The 18,017-nt window shown below is 68.2% G+C and carries 18 protein-coding genes; 4 read left to right on the top strand and 14 right to left on the bottom strand.

All coding sequences use genetic code 11. The annotated features are described in order from the left end of the window. Positions 1–24 precede the first annotated feature (24 nt). The 8 genes from hypD to H0B43_RS11995 all read right to left on the bottom strand — a co-directional run bounded on the left by hypD (position 25) and on the right by H0B43_RS11995 (position 7,363). Positions 25–1,152, bottom strand: a complete 1,128-nt coding sequence (gene hypD / locus H0B43_RS12030) for a hydrogenase formation protein HypD (RefSeq protein WP_185727680.1) — start codon at positions 1,150–1,152, stop codon at positions 25–27. A 25-nt stretch (positions 1,153–1,177) separates the two neighbouring features. Continuing rightward, entirely contained in the window at positions 1,178–1,450 is a 273-nt protein-coding gene (locus tag H0B43_RS12025) for a HypC/HybG/HupF family hydrogenase formation chaperone (RefSeq protein ID WP_005244643.1), read from the bottom strand. Positions 1,451–1,475: 25 nt separating this feature from the next. Then, positions 1,476–2,576 (bottom strand): hydrogenase expression/formation protein HypE, encoded by a 1,101-nt coding sequence (hypE, locus tag H0B43_RS12020; RefSeq protein WP_185950061.1) that lies wholly within the window; start codon positions 2,574–2,576, stop codon positions 1,476–1,478. Then, on the bottom strand, positions 2,573–3,265 hold the full coding sequence (locus H0B43_RS12015; protein ID WP_185727682.1) for an SIS domain-containing protein: 693 nt from the start codon (positions 3,263–3,265) through the stop codon (positions 2,573–2,575). The genes hypE and H0B43_RS12015 overlap by 4 nt, the downstream gene beginning before the upstream one ends. After that, on the bottom strand, positions 3,262–4,026 hold the full coding sequence (locus H0B43_RS12010) for a hydrogenase assembly protein HupF (protein WP_185727683.1): 765 nt from the start codon (positions 4,024–4,026) through the stop codon (positions 3,262–3,264). The genes H0B43_RS12015 and H0B43_RS12010 overlap by 4 nt, the downstream gene beginning before the upstream one ends. A 44-nt stretch (positions 4,027–4,070) precedes the next feature. Next, complete coding sequence (gene hypF / locus H0B43_RS12005; protein WP_185727684.1) at positions 4,071–6,377, bottom strand: carbamoyltransferase HypF; 2,307 nt, start codon at positions 6,375–6,377, stop codon at positions 4,071–4,073. Positions 6,378–6,443: 66 nt separating this feature from the next. Next, a complete protein-coding gene (locus H0B43_RS12000; protein WP_252189819.1) occupies positions 6,444–7,094 on the bottom strand; it encodes an ATP-dependent Clp protease proteolytic subunit in 651 nt (216 codons plus the stop codon). Next, on the bottom strand, positions 7,091–7,363 hold the full coding sequence (locus H0B43_RS11995; RefSeq protein ID WP_185727685.1) for a helix-turn-helix transcriptional regulator: 273 nt from the start codon (positions 7,361–7,363) through the stop codon (positions 7,091–7,093). Before H0B43_RS11995 ends, H0B43_RS12000 begins: the two co-directional genes overlap by 4 nt. Before the next feature lie 42 nt (positions 7,364–7,405). On the opposite strand from H0B43_RS11995, the gene lhgO reads away from it, so the two are divergent. Further along, entirely contained in the window at positions 7,406–8,611 is a 1,206-nt protein-coding gene (gene lhgO, locus H0B43_RS11990) for an L-2-hydroxyglutarate oxidase (RefSeq protein WP_185727686.1), read from the top strand. A 65-nt stretch (positions 8,612–8,676) separates the two neighbouring features. Here the strand turns inward: lhgO and H0B43_RS11985 are convergent, their stop codons facing one another. The 3 genes from H0B43_RS11985 to H0B43_RS11975 all read right to left on the bottom strand — a co-directional run bounded on the left by H0B43_RS11985 (position 8,677) and on the right by H0B43_RS11975 (position 12,258). Then, positions 8,677–9,273, bottom strand: a complete 597-nt coding sequence (locus H0B43_RS11985; RefSeq protein ID WP_185727687.1) for a TetR family transcriptional regulator — start codon at positions 9,271–9,273, stop codon at positions 8,677–8,679. Beyond that, positions 9,263–10,783: an MFS transporter gene (locus tag H0B43_RS11980; protein WP_185727688.1), complete on the bottom strand. Its 1,521-nt coding sequence runs from the start codon at positions 10,781–10,783 to the stop codon at positions 9,263–9,265. The genes H0B43_RS11985 and H0B43_RS11980 overlap by 11 nt, the downstream gene beginning before the upstream one ends. 77 nt (positions 10,784–10,860) lie before the next feature. Further along, positions 10,861–12,258, bottom strand: coding sequence for a cytochrome P450 (locus H0B43_RS11975; RefSeq protein ID WP_185727689.1), 1,398 nt, complete (start codon positions 12,256–12,258; stop codon positions 10,861–10,863). Positions 12,259–12,356: 98 nt separating this feature from the next. Here H0B43_RS11975 and H0B43_RS11970 point away from each other — a divergent pair, with 98 nt between their 5' ends. Then, positions 12,357–12,941 (top strand): TetR/AcrR family transcriptional regulator, encoded by a 585-nt coding sequence (locus H0B43_RS11970; protein WP_185727690.1) that lies wholly within the window; start codon positions 12,357–12,359, stop codon positions 12,939–12,941. A gap of 93 nt (positions 12,942–13,034) precedes the next feature. Continuing rightward, a complete protein-coding gene (locus H0B43_RS11965) occupies positions 13,035–13,820 on the top strand; it encodes a class II aldolase/adducin family protein (protein WP_185727691.1) in 786 nt (261 codons plus the stop codon). A 9-nt stretch (positions 13,821–13,829) separates the two neighbouring features. Here the strand turns inward: H0B43_RS11965 and H0B43_RS11960 are convergent, their stop codons facing one another. The 3 genes from H0B43_RS11960 to H0B43_RS11950 are packed head-to-tail and all read right to left on the bottom strand — an operon-like array spanning position 13,830 to position 16,945. Further along, positions 13,830–14,789, bottom strand: a complete 960-nt coding sequence (locus tag H0B43_RS11960; RefSeq protein WP_185727692.1) for an NAD(P)-dependent oxidoreductase — start codon at positions 14,787–14,789, stop codon at positions 13,830–13,832. Continuing rightward, positions 14,786–15,421, bottom strand: a complete 636-nt coding sequence (locus H0B43_RS11955) for a TetR/AcrR family transcriptional regulator (RefSeq protein WP_185727693.1) — start codon at positions 15,419–15,421, stop codon at positions 14,786–14,788. The genes H0B43_RS11960 and H0B43_RS11955 overlap by 4 nt, the downstream gene beginning before the upstream one ends. Before the next feature lie 42 nt (positions 15,422–15,463). Next, on the bottom strand, positions 15,464–16,945 hold the full coding sequence (locus H0B43_RS11950) for a sodium:solute symporter (RefSeq protein ID WP_185727694.1): 1,482 nt from the start codon (positions 16,943–16,945) through the stop codon (positions 15,464–15,466). A 181-nt stretch (positions 16,946–17,126) separates the two neighbouring features. Between H0B43_RS11950 and H0B43_RS11945 the strand changes: the two genes are divergently transcribed. Continuing rightward, the gene (locus H0B43_RS11945) at positions 17,127–18,017 is read left to right on the top strand and encodes a LysR family transcriptional regulator (RefSeq protein WP_185727695.1); all 891 of its coding nucleotides are present in this window, start codon (positions 17,127–17,129) and stop codon (positions 18,015–18,017) included.

The following is an 18,017-nucleotide window of genomic DNA, read 5'->3' as shown; positions in this document are numbered from 1 at the left end:
CGTGTGTTCGCGCGGCATCACCGGTCAGCCTCGCTGACCGAGCAATTGGGCCGTCTCGCGGTGCAGCCTGCCGAAGTTGTAGTAGGCGGCGCACGCACCTTCCGGGGAGACCATGCACGTGCCGATCGGGGTCTCCGGTGTGCAGGCCGTCCCGAAGACCTTGCACTCCCACGGTTTGATGACGCCCTTGAGAACCTCGCCGCACTGGCAGGCCTTCGGATCGGCGACGCGGACACCCGGCATCGAGAACTTCTCCTCGGCGTCGAACTCGACGTAGTCGCGGTGGACCTTGAGCGCGCTGTGCGAGATGAAACCGAGCCCGCGCCACTCGAAGTGCGGTCGCAACTCGAACGTCTCGGCCATCAGCTTCAGCGCCTGCACGTTGCCCTCCGCGCGCACCACCCGTTTGTACTGGTTCTCGATCTCGCAGCGACCCTCACGGATCTGCTGGAGCAGCATGTGCACCGACGCGAGGATGTCGAGCGGCTCGAAACCCGCGACCACCATCGGCTTCCCGTACACCTCGTTCACGAACCGGTACGGGCGCAGCCCCACGACGGTGGACACGTGGCCGGGACCGAGGAAACCCGACAACCGGAGGTCGGGGGATTCGAGGATCGCCTTGATCGGCGGAACGATCGTGACGTGGTTGCAGAACACGCTGAAGTTCTTCACACCCAGCGCCCGCGCGCGGACCAGCGTCACCGCAGTGGACGGCGCGGTGGTCTCGAAACCGACGGCGAAGAACACCACCTGGTGGTCGGGGTTGTCGAGGGCCACCTTGAGTGCGTCCAGCGGCGAATACACGAAGCGGACATCCGCGCCGCGGGCCTTGGCCTCGATGAGATTGCCCTTGGATCCGGGCACCCGCATCATGTCGCCGAACGTCGTGAAGATGACGCCGGGCTGCTCGGCGAGCCACATGGCGTCGTCGACGCGGCCCATCGGGATGACGCACACCGGACATCCGGGGCCGTGCACCAGTTCAACGGTCTCCGGCAGCAGATGCTCGATGCCGTGCCGATAGATCGTGTGGGTATGGCCGCCGCACACCTCCATGAACTTGAACTCGTCGCCGCGGGCCAGTTCGGTGATGGATTTGACCAGGGCGCGCGCCGCCGCCGGGTCCCGGAATTCGTCGACGAACTTCATCCCTGTTACCTCGTTCTTGCTGTAGTCACGCGATTTCGGACGAGTTGAACGCGTCGATCTCGTTCACGTAGTCGGCGCCCATCTTCTGCACCTGATCCAACGTCAGCTGCGCCTCGATCTCGTCGATCTTCGCCATCGCGAAACCGACGTGTACGAGCACCCAGTCACCGACGACGAGACCTTCTTCGGCGAGCAGTCGCACACTGATCGTTCTCTGGACGCCGTTCACGTCCACCTTCGCCAGATGCTGTTCGGCATCGACGATGTCGACCACCTGACCGGGTATCCCCAGACACATCGTGGTTCTCCTCTCGGGCTGTACGTCAGCAGATTCGGGGAAGCGGGTCGCCGACGAGCATGTCGACGATCCGGCTGCCGCCGAACGAGGTTCGCAGTGCGACGATGCCCGGCGGCTCGGCCAGGATCTCGCCCACCGCAGCGGCATCGGCTCCCCGCGGATGGGCCCGCAACGCCGCGACGGCTGCGTCCGCCTCCTCCGCCGCGACGACCGCGACGAACTTGCCCTCGTTCGCCACATACAGCGGGTCGATGCCGAGCATGTCGCAGGCGCCCAGCACCTGAGGCTCGATGGGCAGGGAGTGCTCGTCGATGATGACGGCGAGTTGCGAGGCGTGCGCCAGTTCGTTGCACACGGTGCCGACACCGCCGCGGGTGGCGTCCCGCATCCACCGCGTCGACGGGGCTGCCTCCAGCAACGCCTCCACCAAGGAATTGACGGGGGCCGTGTCGGAGGCGATGTCGGCCTCGATGGCCAGGTCGCCGCGGGCGAGCATCACGGCCATGCCGTGTGCGCCGATGGTCCCCGACAGCAGAACCTTGTCGCCCGCGCGCACGAGGTCCGGTGACAGCCGCCTGCCCTCCGGGATGACACCGACACCGGCGGTGGAGATGTAGACGCCGTCGGCGGCGCCCTTGCCGACGACCTTGGTGTCGCCGGTGACGATCTGCACCCCCGACAGGACCGCGGCCTCGCTCATGTCAGCGACGATCTCCCGCAGTTCGGCGATCGGGAAACCCTCCTCGATGACGAACGCCGCCGACAACCACCGCGGGCGCGCGCCGGAGACGGCCAGATCGTTGACGGTCCCGTGCACCGCGAGGTGCCCGATGGAACCGCCTGGAAAGCGCAGCGGCTGAACCACATACGAGTCGGTGGAGAATGCGAGCCGTTCACCCGACGGCATGCTCAGCGCGGCCGCGTCACCGAGTTGCTCGAGTTCGTCGTTGCGGAACGCCTCGACGAACACCGCGTCCACCAGCGCCGCCGACGACTTTCCGCCCGCACCGTGCGCGAGCGTCACCACCTCGTCGAGCAGCCGGGGACGGCGTTGCCGGAACTTGTCGATCCGCTCGAGGACGCGGTCTTCGCGTTCCGCCGACGTGGCCGGTTCGGTCGTGCTCATGAAGCCTCCACAGATTTGGGAGCGATCCGCGCCATATGGTCCTGGGCGACCGACCACAGCCGGTACCCGAGCATCGCGTGGCTCTCCTGGATCCGGTGGATGCTCTGCGAGTGGACGGTGTAGCAGAAGTCGAGTTCGCCGGCAGACGCCATCGCCGCCATCCGGCCGCCCTCGTGCCCGGCGAATCCGATGGTGAGCAGACCCCGCTGCTTGGCCTCGGTCAGCGCGGTCATCAGATCGTCCGAATTGCCGGACGTCGACAGCGCGATCGCGACGTCGTGTTCCCGGGCGTGGGCGATGATCTGCCGCTTGAAGATCAGATCGAAGCCCACGTCGTTGCCCAGGGCCGTCACCACGGCCTGATCGGCGGCCAGTGACCAGGCGGCCACCGGGCGTCCGCGGGCGGGACGGCTGAACAGCGACGCCAGCGTGGCGGCGTCGGTGGAACTGCCGCCGTTGCCGAACGTGTAGAGGCGGCCGCCGCGGCGGAACCTGTCGGCCATGTCGATGCCGGCGGCGGTGAGGCCGTCCCCGTATTCGTCGAGGGACTCCTTCTGCAGGCGCGCGCTCTCGGTGGCCTTCCCCCGCGCGGAGGCGGCGAGGTCGTCGAGGAGGCTCTGCGCGTCGGTCTCCTCCGAGTCGATGAACGGGTACAGGAAGCTGGTGCTCTCCGAGTCGTGCGTGGTCATCGGTCCGCCTCCGTACCCGTGTCGTTGAGAGCCGTGTCGTCGAGTCGCGTGATTGCCGCGCCCGCATGCACCAGCACGAGGTCGTTCGGCCGGACGTCGCCCAGAACGCTGACGTCCACCCACTCCTCGCCGGCGGCGGTGCGGACCAGGGCCGGACCGAGGGGCTCGGCGGGCTCGATCACCACCTCGCCCAGGCGGCCCTCGTCGCTGCACGTGACGCAGACCGTCTCGTCGCAGTCCGAGGTCTCGGGTTTCAGCAGCCCCGAATGCTCGAAGCAGACGTGGGTGAGTTCCCACAGCAGGTGGTACATGAGGACGAAACGCCCGGTGGCCGGCACCATCGGGTCGTCCGAGTCGACCCAGAGGATGTGGTTGGCCGCACCGGCCGGAGGTCGGGGGCCCGCCCCGATCCACAACGTCATCGCGCCCCACGCCGGTGCCCGGCGCATCGCGTCGACCACCGCGGGCTCGTCCGCCGACGCCACCGCCAGCAGGATGTCGCCGGGTCTGCTCGCCACCCGGGCCTGCGCCACCGGATCCGGTTCGACGAGCGCCACCGACGGCAACGCCCGTTTGCCCATGATCACCGGGTGAACGAATTCGACGGCCACGTGATGGGCGTGCGGTTCCCATTGCGGCGAGATCACCCAGAGCGTCGCGCCGTCATGGAATCTGCGGGCCAGGGACAACGCTGCGGCAGCGAGATCCGCAGACAGATCCGTGTCGACAAGGTGCCCGCCCGCCTCTGCGGTGGTGGTCATCCACTAGCTCCCGTCCCGGGCCGGCCGGTCGGGGGCTGCCGACGTCACGGTCCGCGCATGGTTGCCGCGGCACCGATCACCGCCTGGCCGAGGGAGAGTCCTCCGTCGTTGGGAGGCACCCGGTGGTGGGTGAGGACTCGATAACCGCTGCTCTCCCAGTGTGCTCTCACCAGTGCGAGGAATAAACGGTTTTGGAAGACTCCTCCGGTGAGTCCGATCGTGGTCGCGCCCGTGGCGGTGGCGGCCCGGTCGACGAGTGCCGCCGTCCCGGCCGCGAGGGCATGGTGGAAGCCCAGTGCGAGCGCCGCCGGCGGCATGCCGTCGCGTAGTCCGGCAACCAGTCCGGACAGCAGGAGGGGAAGTCCGAGCTGGTCGTTCTCCACCTCCATCGCCAGATCGGCGGGGTGCGCGGCGGTCCGGGCGAGCGCCTCGAGTTCGATGGCGGCCTGCGCCTCGTAGGTGATGCGATGCCGCACCCCGAGCAGGGACGCGACCCCGTCGAACAGGCGGCCGGCGCTCGTCGTCCTTATACAGCCGAGACCCGAGACGAGTTGCGATTCCACCGCCGCACGCTCCGTCGCCGGCATCGCCGCGACGCACGGCAGCCCGTCGACGTCGGCGATCCCGCACTCGTGGAGCAGGGCCAGCGCCACCCGCACCGGATTGCGGACGGCGGCGTCACCACCCGGCAGCGAGAAGGGCTGCAGATGACCCACCCGCCGGGAGTCGAGGATGTCCGGGCCGACCAGCAGGAGTTCGCCGCCCCACACGGTGGTGTCACAGCCGTACCCGGTTCCGTCGAAAGCGACCCCGAGCACCGTCGTCCCGACCAACCCGTGTTCGGCCATCAACGACGCGACGTGCGCGTGGTGATGCTGCACGGTGAGCAGGGGGACGCCGGTTCTCTCGCTGTAGCGCCGGGCCCAGTGATGCGTCGAGTAACCGGGGTGCCGGTCGGCGACCACGGCCTCCGGTGCGATGCCGTGCAGATGCGTCAGTTGCCGTACCGACGTCTCGAAGGCGTGCTGACTCTCCAGGCTGCCCATGTCGCCCAGATGCGCGGAGCAGAACGCGTAGTCCTGCCGGGTCAGGCAGAAGGTGTTCTTGATCTCGGCGCCCACCGCGAGGATCTCCGGGCCGGGCGCCGGGAGCACCACCGGCAGGGGAGCGAACCCGCGAGACCGGCGGATCGGCAGCACCGCCCCGTCCTCCACCGCCAGCACGGAATCCTCGCAGGGCACCGCGATGCGGCGGTCGTGCATCAGGAACACGTCGGCGATGTCCCGCAGCCGGGCGCGGGCGTCGTCGTTGTCGAAGCACAGCGGTTCGCCGCTCAGGTTGCCGGACGTCATGACCAGCACCCGCGGGGGATCGACGTCGCTGCCCGGTGTCCGGGAGAAGAGCAGGTGATGCAGCGGCGTGTACGGAAGCATCACGCCGAGGTCGTCGATCCCGGGTGCGATGCCGTCGGAGATCGACGCGGTACACCCCTTGCGCAGCAACAGGATCGGCCTGGACGGATGTCGCAGCAGGGCACTCTCGGATTCGGAGATGTCGCACAGTTCGGCGGCGACGGGCAGGTTCGCCGTCATCACCGCGAACGGTTTGTCCGGGCGGTGCTTACGCGCGCGGAGCATCGCCACGGCGTCTGCGTCGGCGGCATCGCACACGAGGTGGAACCCGCCGAGACCCTTGACCGCCACGATCCTGCCGTCCCGCAACGCCTGCTGGACCGTCGTGAGGACGGCGTCGTCGCCGTCGAACCGGCGTCCGTCGATCTCGGCGAACAGGTGCGGACCGCAGTCCGGGCAGCACACCGGCTGGGCGTGGAATCGGCGGTCCGCGGGGTCGCGGTATTCGGCCAGGCACGCGTCGCACAGCGGGAACTCGGCCATCGTGGTGTTGGGCCGGTCGTAGGGCAGATCGGTGATCACGGTGAACCGCGGCCCGCAGTTGGTGCAGTTGACGAACGGGTGCCGATACCGGCGATCGCGGGGATCGGCCAGTTCACGCAGGCAGTCGGCGCAGGTCGCCACGTCCGGCGACACCAGCGTCCGCGCGCCGGGGACGTGGAGGCTGTCGATGATCCGGAACGACTCGTCCCCGCGAACCGGAACCGGCTGCGCCGTCGCGTCGACGATCACGGCCATCGGCGGCGCGTCCGTGCGGAGCCTGCGCACGAACTCCGACGCGGCGGCCGGCTTGCCCTCGATCTCGATGAACACGCTGACGTCGTCGTTGCCGCAGTGGCCGTGCAGGCCGAGTTCCTCGGCCAGTCGTGCGACGAACGGGCGGAAACCGACGCCCTGCACCACCCCGTGGACCGTGATGCGCGATCGTACGACCGTCATCCTCGGATGATTCCCCCGCCGAGGTGCGGGGCGCAAGAGGCGCGGCCGCGGTCCGCGGCTGCCGGATCACACGCCTTCGACGGACCGGGCGCCGGCGATCGTGTCGATCAGCCCGTAGTCGCGGGCCTCGTCGGCGGTGAGGATCCGGGCCTCGCGCATGTCGCCGATCACCGTGTCGAGGGGCTGCCCGCAGGAGTCGGCGATGCGCTGCTGGAGTCGCCGCAGCTGCTGCTCGTGCTGTTCGGCGGCGACCGCGACGTCGGACGCCGGACCGACGCAAGACGTCCGCGGTTCGCGTAGGTGGAAGCGGGCATGCGGTGCCGCCGTCCGCCGGCCGGCCGGCGCGAGGAGCGCCACCGCCATTCGCCGGACGTCGCCTCGGCAGTGGACGTGGAGCGGGACGCCCATCTGGTCCAGGGTGTCGAGGAGGGTCGCCGCTGCATCGACGTCGGCGTCGACGCCCTGCAGCCACAACTGGACCTCTGCGTCGCCGGAGGCGTCGAGCAGCGCCAGCGACGCCGCTGCGCGATTGGTGGCCTCGGCGTCGAGTCGGCCGGTGAGCGACACGATCCGCTTGTCGAACAGGCGCTCGGTCAGCCAATCGGGGCCAGGGGCGATCGACGTGCCGTGAACGGGTTCCGACGGCTGCCGCGGATCCGGCTGCCAGGGTGTGGGGAACTGCGGGACGGACGGTGGGGTGGGTGGTGGCCAGATCATGGTGATGACTCCCGGTGCGCTGAGATCGTCCAGTCGACCGTCCGGCCCACGGCCTCCGCATACCGTTCGAGCGTCGACAGGCGGGGGTCGACGTCGCCGCGTTCGAGCCGCGCCACCGCCGACTGCGACGTGCCCATGTGGGCGGCGATCTCGGTCTGCGTCAGCCCCCGCTCGCGGCGGGTGGTGACGAGTTCGTCCAGCAGCGCTCGACGCCGATCGGACAGGTGCCCCAGCCCGGGAAAGGACGTGCGTCGAGGGGTGGTCGACATACCATCGATGATATCTCGAAAACGGTATACGGAGGGGTGGTCATGGCGAAGGTTCGTGCGGCCGTCATCGGCGGCGGCATCATCGGTCTGGCGGTCGCCCGGGAACTTCTGCACCGCGTGGACGGCGTCGAGGTGACGGTGTTCGAGAAGGAAACCCGGGTCGCGGCCCACCAGACCGGCCACAACAGCGGTGTCGTCCACGCCGGCCTGTACTACCCGCCCGGCAGCCTGAAGGCGCGCCTCTGCCGGCGCGGTGTCACCCTGCTGCGGCAGTACGCCGAGGACAAGGGTGTGGCCTACGAGGAGTGCGGCAAAGTGGTAGTGGCCCGCGACCCGTCCGAAGTCGCGCGGATGGACGCCATCTATGACAGGGCGACCGCCAACGGGGTCCCGGGTATCCGGAAGCTGCCGGGGGAGGAGATCCCCGAGATCGAACCGCACGCACGGGGCGTCGCCGCCGTGCACTCACCGCACACCGCGATCATCGACTACGTGGCGGTCGCGGAGGCTCTCGCCGCGGACATCACGGCCGCGGGTGGACGCGTGCTGCTCGGCCGGGAGGTCGTGGGCCTGGACAGCCGGTCGGCGGACACGGTGGTCACCACCCGGGACGGCAGTGCGGGCTTCGACCTGGTGGTCACGTGCGCCGGACTGCAGTCCGACCGGGTCGCGCTGATGTCGGGCGAACCGCGATCACCCCGGGTGGTGCCGTTCTTCGGTGACTACTTCTTGCTCGAGCCGGAACGTTCTTCACTCGTGAAGGGGCTGATCTACCCGGTGCCGGACCCGCGGTACCCGTTCCTCGGGGTTCACCTCACCAAGCGGATCGATGGTCGGATCATGCTCGGCCCGAACGCGTTTCTCGCCTTCGGGCGCGAGGCCTACGACCGTCGGGGGTGGTCGGCGTCCGACCTGATGTCGGCGGTCGGGTTTCCCGGATTCTGGCGGTTCGCGGTGCAGAACACGGCGGCGGCGGTCCGCGAGGCTCGCACCGTCCTCAGCACCGGCGAGTTCGTGAAGGAGGCGCAGAAATACGTGCCCGACGTGCGCCGCGCCGACGTCACCCGCGGGCCCCGCGGCATCCGCGCGCAGGCGATGAACGCCGACGGCAGCCTCGAGGACGACTTCGTCATCACCGGAACCCACCGCGTCATCCACGTCCGGAACGCGCCGTCGCCGGGTGCGACGTCGTCCCTCGCCATCGCCGAACACGTCGTGACGGAAGCTCTCGCCCGCGCCGCGGCCTGACCGAGCCCCGCCCGATGTCACACCGGTGCAGTCGAAGTAGACCGCTGTGACATCGGGCGCCGGGTTTACGACGTGGTGTCCCGCCCGAGCGGCAACCCGTCCTCGAGGAATTCCAGTGCGCGCAGGGCGAGCGGCAAATTCCCCGGCAGCAGATCGACCACACCGAGGACTACGCCGACGATGGCCCCGGCGAGTGCGCGGACCTCGAAGTCGTCGGCGGTGCGCCCGACCCGGCGCGCCGTGACGCCCGCGATCATGTCGATGCTGCGCACCATCTCCTGCATGATGGCCCCGCGCAGCTCCGGGACCGAGTACAGCAGTTCCTGACGGGTCCGCTCGAACTCCATGTCTGCCTCGGACAGGCCGGCGAAGACGGACTCGGCCGCCTTCCGGAACGCGGTGATCAGCGGGACGTCCGGCGGTTGCGCCTCGATGGCCTCGATCATGGGCGGATCGAGATCGTCGGCGAGGACCAGTTGTTCCTTGGTGGGGAAGTAGCGGAAGAACGTGCTCGGCGACACGTCCGCGGCCTCCGCGATCTGCTCGATCGTGGTTTCGGCGTAGCCCTGTTCGCCGAACAACCGAAACGCCTCGGTACGGATGGTCAGCCGCGTGCGCGCCTTCTTCCGTTCCCGGAGGCCGGGGCGGGCATCAATGGACATGTACCGATTCTGACTCATCCTGAGCACGGGCCGGGGTGTCGCGGGGCGTGAACCGTGCCGCGAGCACGACCGCGACGGCGCAGATGCCCGCGCAAATCCACAGCATCAGACCCATCCCGGACACGAACGCCGCCTGGACGTGCTCGAGAACCGACGGGTCGCCGGTCGCCTTGGCCACCGCGACACCGGCGTTGACACCGTCGCGGACCGGAGGCACGTCCAGGTCTCCCAGCTCGGACCGGTAGCGGGTGGCGAGGACGGTGCCGAGCACCGCGACCCCGATCGTGCCGCCCGCCTGCCGCAGCGCCTGGATCAGGGCGGAGCCGGAACCGGAACGTTCGTTCGACAGCGCGCCCAGGGCTGCGCCCATCGCTGCCGGCATCACGAAACCCATTCCCGCGCCGACGAGTGAGATCCATGCCGCGGTGAACCAGTACGCGGAATCGACGGAGGTCGTCGCCCCGGCCGCGAGTCCCGCGGTGAGGAGGGCGAACCCGATGGCGATGACCGGCCGGGCGCCGGCCCGGCGCAGCAGTTGATCGCAGAGCCGGGTGCCCACCAGCAGACCGCCGATCAACGGCAACAACCGGAGGCCGCTGCCCAGCGCGTCGACCCCGAGCACGGCCTGGAAGTACTGAGGCACCGTGAAGAACAGCCCGAACATCCCGAAATTGACGAGGGTGGTGAAGATCGTGCCCCAGCGGAACCCGGGGCTGGCGAACAACGACATGTCGATCAGCGGGTGCCGCGACCGCCGCTCCCACATCGCGAACAGCCCCAGCACCACCACGCCCGCCGCGATCGACGTCCAGGCCAGGGTGTCACCCCAGCCGTCCTGGCCGGACTTGATGAAACCGTAAGTGAGACTGAGTAGTCCGAGCGAAGACAGCACGGCGCCCAGGTAGTCGGTGGTCGCTCGCTCCTCGCTGCGCGACTCCGGTACCAGGGCCGCGACGGCGATCGCGCCGACGACGACGAGCGGCACGTTGATGAGGAACACCGATCCCCACCAGAAGTTCTCGAGCAGCCACCCGCCGAGAATCGGCCCGAGGGGAAGGCCGATCGCGGTGGACGTCACCCAGATGGTCAGGGCCCGCGACCGTTCGTCCGCGTCGGGGAACAGGACGGGCAGTACCGCCATCGACAGCGGCATCATCACCGCGGCGCCCAGCCCCAGCAGGGTGCGTCCCGCGATCAGCTGCCCCGACGTGCTCGCACAACTGCAGAGCAGCGACGCGAGGCCGAACAGGACGAGTGCGCCGAGTAGAAGCTTCTTGCGGCCGTAGCGGTCGCCGAGCGCGCCCGCCGGCAGGAGCGCCGCGGCGAGTACCAGCGTGTACGCCGAACTGAACCATTGCAGTTGCGAGTTGTTCGCCCCGAGATCGACTGCCAGCGTCGGCAGCGCCACCGTCAACACCGTGATGTCGAGTCCGATGGTCAGCATGGCAACGGACAGGGCTCCGAGCGCCCACCAGCGGCGAGGGACTTCGTTTACCGTCGTTGCGCTCATGACAGCTCCACTCGAAAGGAAGTTACTATATTTTGATAGTAACCCTCACTTTAGGGCTGTCAAGGCCGATCGCAAGGTCAGCGCCGGCGTATCTGCAGGGTGAACCCCTCGGGCATGAGGGTGAGTCGTTCGGCGACCTTCAACCGGTAGTCGGGGTCGCCCACGATGTCGTACCGGCGCAGGATCGTGCCGAGAACCAGCACCGCCTCGTGGAGGGCGAACTGCCGTCCGATGCAGGCGCGCTCACCGGTCCCGAACGGCTTGTACACGTGCGCGGGCCGGGACCGGATGCGCTCGGGCAGGAAATTGTCGGGGTCGAACGCCTCGGGATCCGCACCCCACACGGGGTCGCGGTGCAGGGCAGGGATGAGGACGAGAACCCAGTCGCCGACCTTCATCGGGTACTTGCCGACGAGGGTCGTGTCGACGGTCGCCTCCCGGCCGTACGCGGGGGCCGTCGGCCACAGCCGCAACGCCTCGTCCAGCACCCTCCGTACGTAGCGGAGCTTGGCGATCTGCTCGAATGCCGGCTCGTCGTCGCCCCAGACTTCGTCGACCTCCGCCTGCGCCCTGGCGAGCACCTCGGGATGGCGCGACAGGTAATAGAGGGCGAACGACAATGCGCCCGAAGTGGTCTCGTGCCCCGCGACGAGGAACGTGACCACCTGGTGGCGGATGTTCAACTCGTCGATCCGGTTGGGGTCGTTCTCCCGGGCCGCTCGCAGCATCAGTTCGAGCAGGTCCTCAGGGCCCGCGTCGGCGCTGTCCCGGCGGGCGCGGATCACCTCGTCGACGACCTCGGCCATGTGCTCGAGATTGGCGACGTTGCGGCGATCCGACCGTCGCGCCAGCCGTCGTCCGAGCGCCGTGGACTTCACGAACGTGGTGCGCTGCGAATGGCTCAGCGCACCGACCATCGCCTGCACGAAGGGGTGCGGACGCTCCCGGGTGAACGAGTCGAAGGAGTAGCTGAAACCGGTCCGGCCGATGGTCTCGAGCGTCAGCTTCGTCATGTCGGAGGACACGTCGACGGGTGGGCCGTCCACGCGCTGGTCCCAGTGCTCCGTGAGCTCGCCGGCGACGTCGAGCATCGTGCGGTGATACGACCGCATCGCGGATTTCGTGAACGCCGGGGCGAGCAGATTGTGTGCCTTGCTCCAGTTCGGCTCGTGGTTGTACGCGGTGAACAATCCGTCGCCGCCCACCTCACGCAGCGATGCGACGCCGGGCGCCAGGTGCTTCGCGAATCGGGATTCGTCGGACAGTTCCGCCACCATGTCTGCGCCGGACGCGAACACGAACCGATTGCCGAGGACGTTGCGCTCGAAGATGGGCCCGAGTTGCCTGCCGATCTCCATCGAATTCTGCAGGGGAGTGCGGATGCTGATTCCGAAGAGGTCGCCGAAAACGGGAAGACGCCATCGAGGATGCGGGATGGTCGCGTCCGCCGTGCTGCGCATTGATTCGACGCTCATTGTCGACCCCCGTGTCGATGTGGCCTGCGTTACTGAATTGATGTCTAGTACGCAAGGTACGCCTTACTGAACCGGTGTCAAGCAGTACGGTGGCTGGCATGACCAGCGCCCGCCGTCGACTCGCCCCGGAACAGCGCCGGGCGCAGTTGCTGGACATCGGCGCGCGGCTGTTCGCGGACCGCCCCTACGAGGACGTCTGGATCGAAGAGGTTGCGGAACTCGCCGAGGTGTCGCGCGGTTTGATGTACCACTACTTCCCGACGAAACGGGACTTCTTCGCCGCGATCGTCGAACGCGAATCCGAACGACTGCTCGAGGTGACGGCCCCCGACTCCACCCTCCCCGTCGAGGAACAGGTCGCGGCCGGCCTCGATGCGTACTTCGAGCACGTCGCCGGACACCGGCACGGAGTGCGGGCCATCAACCACGGAGCGCTCTCGGCCGACGCCGATATCCGGGCCATCGTGGAGCGGGAACTCGACGCCCAGCAGCGGCGCATCGTCGACGCACTCGATCCGCCCGACAGCGAACGCGAACTCGTCGGCATCGCGGTGCGCGGATGGATCGCCTTCGTCCGCGCCGTCTGCATGGACTGGCTCGACCACCCCGCTGTTGCGGAGAGTGAGTTACGTGAACTCTGTCTGCGCTCGCTGCGGGGCATGCTGGGTGGCCGGCTCGACTGATCTTGCCGCCACCGCGGTGTCGGAGACTGGTGCTTAAATAAACCAGTTGATATATTTAGCGCGAAATCCGTTCCGTGAACAAGGAGATCCCGCATGAGTGCACCCACCGTTACGTCGCAGGACTGTGCGGAGCCGGTGAAGACCGAGGCGGAACTGCGTCGTGAACTCGCGGCGGTGTACCGCCTGCTGGCGCATTTCAAGATGACCGACCTGATCTTCACGCACGTCTCGGTTCGCCTTCCCGGGCCCGAGCATCATTTCCTGATCAACCCGTACGGCCTGCTCTTCGAGGAGATCACCGCCTCCAACCTGGTGAAGATCGGGCTCGACGGCGAACTCGTCGAACCCTCCGAATACCGTGTCAATCCTGCGGGATTCGTGATTCACGGAGCGATTCACGAGGCCCGCGCCGATGCGCAGTGCGTTCTGCACACCCACACGAAGGCCGGGTGCGCGGTCGCCGCCCAGGAGCGCGGCCTGCTGCCGTTGAATCAGATCTCGATGGAGTTCTACAGCCGGGTCGGCTACCACGACTACGAGGGCATCGCGCTGAATTCGGCCGAGCGAGAGCGTCTGGTCGAGGATCTCGGGAACCACCCCGCGATGATCCTGCGCAATCACGGACTGCTCACCGTCGGCGAAACTGCGGCCGAGGCGTTTCTTCGAATGTTCTACCTGGAGAAGGCCTGCGACATCCAGATCGCCGCCCAGGCGTCGGGTGAACTACGGGTGCCCTCGTCCGAGATCGCCGAGCACACCGCGCGGCAGTTCGCCGGTGAGGCGGCCACGGACGACTACACCGACGATCAGGCCTACGAGATGGCGTGGGCGGCGCTGCTGCGACTGCTCGATCGGACCGCCCCCGACTACAAGGACTGAGAGGGCTGATCACATCCCCGGTGCGGCAACGACTCCCACCGGGGATGCGCCCCTCAGGACTGCCGCGACATTGTGCGCCGACTGCCGCGCCAGCCGCTGCGCGACCTGCGGCGAATACCACCCGGCGTGCGGGGTGATCACGAGATTCGGGATCTGAAGAGCCGGATCGTCTTGTGCGGGTGGTTCGTTCGGCAGCACGTCGACGGCCGCCCCGGCCAGCTGTCCCGTGCGCAGTGCGGTCGCCAGGGCGTCGTGGTCGACGAGGCCGCCGCGGGAGACGTTCACCAGATACGCGCCGCGTGTCATCGCGGACAGTGCACGCTCGTCGATCAGTCCCCGCGTCTCGGACGTGAGGGGTACGTGCAGGCTGAGGACGTCCGAGCGGCGCAGCAGATCCTCGAAGCCGACCACCTCGATGCCCTCGGCCGCCAGTTCCTCGGCACGGTCGCCGAGCCCGCGGCCGCTGACGAGGACCGTCATCTCCAGGGCTCGGGCGCGCCGTGCGAACGCGTCGGCGATCCGGCCGAAACCGTAGAGGCCCAGCACGGTTCCCGCGATGCGCCGCGGTGGCGCGGCGGTGACGTCCCACTCGCCCGCGTGCACCGACCGGTCGAGCACGTGGGTGGATCGGAGCAGTCCGAGGGTGAGCGCGAGCGCGTGGTCCGCGACCTCCTCGGTGCAGTAGTCCACCGCTCGTGTCACCCACAGGCCGCGCTCGTGGGCCGCCGACACCGGCAGGTGGTCGTATCCGGCGGACGTCGCCGACAGCAGGCGCAGGTCCGGCAGATCCGACAGGTGGTGGGGTGCGAGACCGGCGATCTCCGGTCCGACGAGCAGAGCGACGACGCCGGGACCGGACGGGATCTCGGACTGGTGCACCACCTCGACGGAGATGCCTTCGGTGGCAAGCGAATCGGACAGATCTCGGATGGGGATGAAGTCGTCGAGGACGATGACACGGTCGGTCATGTGCCCATCGCTCCCGCTTCTTCGGTGGACCGCCGCACGGCGGCTTCGACGCAGCGAGCGGCGGCGTCCTCGGTGCTGATCGCTTCCATGACAACGGGATCCAGGATGGCCTGCAATGCCAGCCCGTCCGTCAGTGCCACCAGTGCGAGGGTGACGGCGTCCGCGTCGAGGTCGGCGGAGACGGTGCCGTCCCGCTGCGCGTCGACGACCGCCTCGTGCACGACACCCCGCCAGCGGGCGAGAAAGGCCGCGATCTCACCGCGCGCGGTTTCCTCGGCCGCCCCCTCCGCGTAGAAGAACAGGAAGACGCGGGTCATGGCGAGTCGGCGTTCGTCGAGAGGGAGGATGCTGGCGGTGATGTTCCGCAGCTTCTCGATCGGGCCGGTGCCCTCCTCGTCGAGGATCTCCCGGTACAGCCGGCCCTGGAGGTCGCCCGCCCGGCGCAGCGCCGCGAGGAGCAGTTCGTGCCGAGACCGGAAGTAGTGGTTCAACACTCCGGTCGACCATCCGCTCTCCTCCGCCACCGCGCGCGTGGTGACGGCGGAGATCCCCTCCCTGGCGATCAGCGCGAGAACCGCGTCCGCGAGCACCAGTCTCCGTTCGTCGTGGTCGACGATCTTCGGCACGATCATTCCTCCCGCTCGAGCGCATTCGTCCTCAGGTGTTGTCGCCCTTCAGGCTATCGGCGCCGGGGCGCGCTCCGGCTCTTCCTCGTCCTCGGCCTTTCCCGAGACCCGCGCGTTCCACACCGACATGACGTTCGCCGGGGTGGGTGCGGTGAACAGGCTGGTCGCGACGAACACCACCAGTGCGCTGACGAGTCCGACGTACACCGGTTCGTTGGCCATGACGTCGCCGACGACGACCATCGTGGCGAGAGTGGCCACGGTGCCCACCGCCATCGCGGCCATGGCGGCCGTTCCGGTGGCGCGCTTCCAGACCAGTCCGCCCAGGATGGGGACTAAGAGTCCGCCGACCAGGATGTCGTAGGCGATGGTCAGCGCGGACACGATGTCGTTGATGAGTACGGCGATGACGATGCTGACGAGACCGATCACGATCACGTAGAGGCGGTTGCCGCGCACGTCGGCTTCCGGGTCGGACGTGTCGAGTTCGGGCCGGGTTCGGCCGAAGATCTGGGCGATCAGCGGAAGGACGTCCTGCCGGGCGACCGTGGCGGTGGCGATCAGCGCGCCGGACGCCGTCGACATCATCGCCGCGACGGCGGCGGCGAGAACGATGCCGCTGAGCCCGACGGGCAGGACGTGGACGGCGACGTCGGCGTATACGTCGTCGGACGAACCGATGTCGGGCATGAGGGCCGACGCGGCCAGCCCGATCAGTGCGCCCGCGACGCCGTACAGCAGACAGTAGACACCGGCGGTGACGCCACCCCAGCGGGCGACCTGCGGCGACTTCGCGGTGAACACCCGCTGCCAGATGTCCTGGCCGATGAGGATGCCGAGGGTGTAGACGACGAAGAACGTGATGATGGTGCCGGTGCCGATGGTGCCCAGCCCGAGTGCCTGCTCGCCCACGCGTTCCTTGATGCCGGCATAGCCGCCGGCCTTGCTCCATGTGAACGGGAGGAGCAGAACGAAGACGCCGATGGTCTTGATGACGAACTGGACGACGTCGGTGAGCGTGATCGACCACATGCCGCCCATCGCGGAGTAGGCGACGACGATGAGCCCGCCGAGGACGACCGACAGCGTCCGGTCGAAGCCGAACAGCACGTTGAAGATGGTGGCGTAGGCGATCGTCGAGGTGACGGTGAGCATGAGGGTGTACGCCATCATCACGAGGCCGGACGCGCCGGTGGCGTCGATGCCGTAGCGGAGTTTGAGCATGCCGGAGACGGTGTAGACCTTCAGGCGCTGAATCCGGGCGGCGAAGAGCAGGCTGAGCAGCAGCACACCCGCGGCGATCGACACGACCAGCCACATCCCGGAGATGCCGTACTTGTAGCCGAGGCCGACCCCGCCGACGGTGGAGGCGCCGCCGATGACAACGGCAGCCATGGTGCTCGTGTAGAAGAATCCGCCGAGGCGCCGGCCGGCGACGAGGTATTCGCTGGAGTTGCTCGCCCGCCGTTTGCCCCACCAGCCGAACGCGAGCATCGCGCCCAGGTAGATCAGGATGATGGTGATGTCCATGGTGCGTCCTTCACGTGTCCTAGCGGATCGGTCGGTGCCGGTCTCGTCAGACCGTTGCCCTAGACCGTAGAAGAACATTGACGTGAAATAAATCACTTGATACAAATAATCACTTCAGGAAATCGTGAAGTAACGGTGCGAGCCGGCTCACACCCTGTTTTCGACGCCTTCGAGGAGTGCGATGCGCAGCTCGCTGCCCGATCTGAAACTGCTCCAGATCTTTGCGTCCGTCGTCCGCCACCAGGGGTTCGCGCCCGCGCAGCAGGAGCTCGGCCTGTCGGCCTCGGCGATCAGCACCTACATGAGCCAGCTCGAACGCCACCTCGGCATCGTGCTGTGCCACCGCGGCCGCGGCGGGTTCAGCCTCACCAGCAAGGGCGAGCTCTACCACAAGGAATGCCTGCGCATCCTCGGAGAACTCGAGGGCTTCGAACGCTACGGCGCCGCGCTGCAGGGCGAGCTCAGGGGCACCCTCACCATCGGGGTGCTCGATTCCACCGTCACCGACGCCACCCTCCCGCTCGCCGACGTCATCGGTGTCTTCAGCAAAGACCATCCCGCCGTCTACCTCGACCTGAAAATTCAGACCCCGCACGAACTGCAGGTCGGCGTGCTCGACGACCGCATCGACGTCGCGGTCGGCGCGTTCGCCTCCCCGATGAACGGACTCGTCTCGCAGGCGCTGCACCGGGAACAGCACTGGCTGTACTGCAGCGACAAGCATCCGCTGTTCGGCCGGAAGCGGGTGCCACCCGAAGTCATCACGCAACAGCGGATGGTGACGCGCGGCTACTGGTCCGAGCAGGAACTCGCCCGTCAGGGCTTTCCCCAGCCCTCGGCGACGGTGGAGAACATGGAGGCGCAGCTCATCCTCGTCCTCTCCGGCGCCTACATCGGATACCTGCCCGAGCACTACGCGGAGTACTGGGTCGCCCGGAACCGGCTCCGTCCGATCCTGCCCGCGTCGTTCGGCTATCAGGCGCCGTTCTCGCTGATCTACCGGCGCGGCCGGGCCCGCGAACCGATGGTCCTCACGTTCCGGGAATTCGTCCGGACCAGCGTGGACACCTGA

Source organism: Rhodococcus sp. 4CII (genome assembly GCF_014256275.1).
In the GTDB taxonomy this organism is placed as follows: Bacteria; Actinomycetota; Actinomycetes; order Mycobacteriales; family Mycobacteriaceae; genus Rhodococcus_F; species Rhodococcus_F wratislaviensis_A.
The sequence above is the reverse complement of the archived record's forward strand: the minus strand, read 5'-3'. Positions and strand labels throughout refer to the sequence as shown.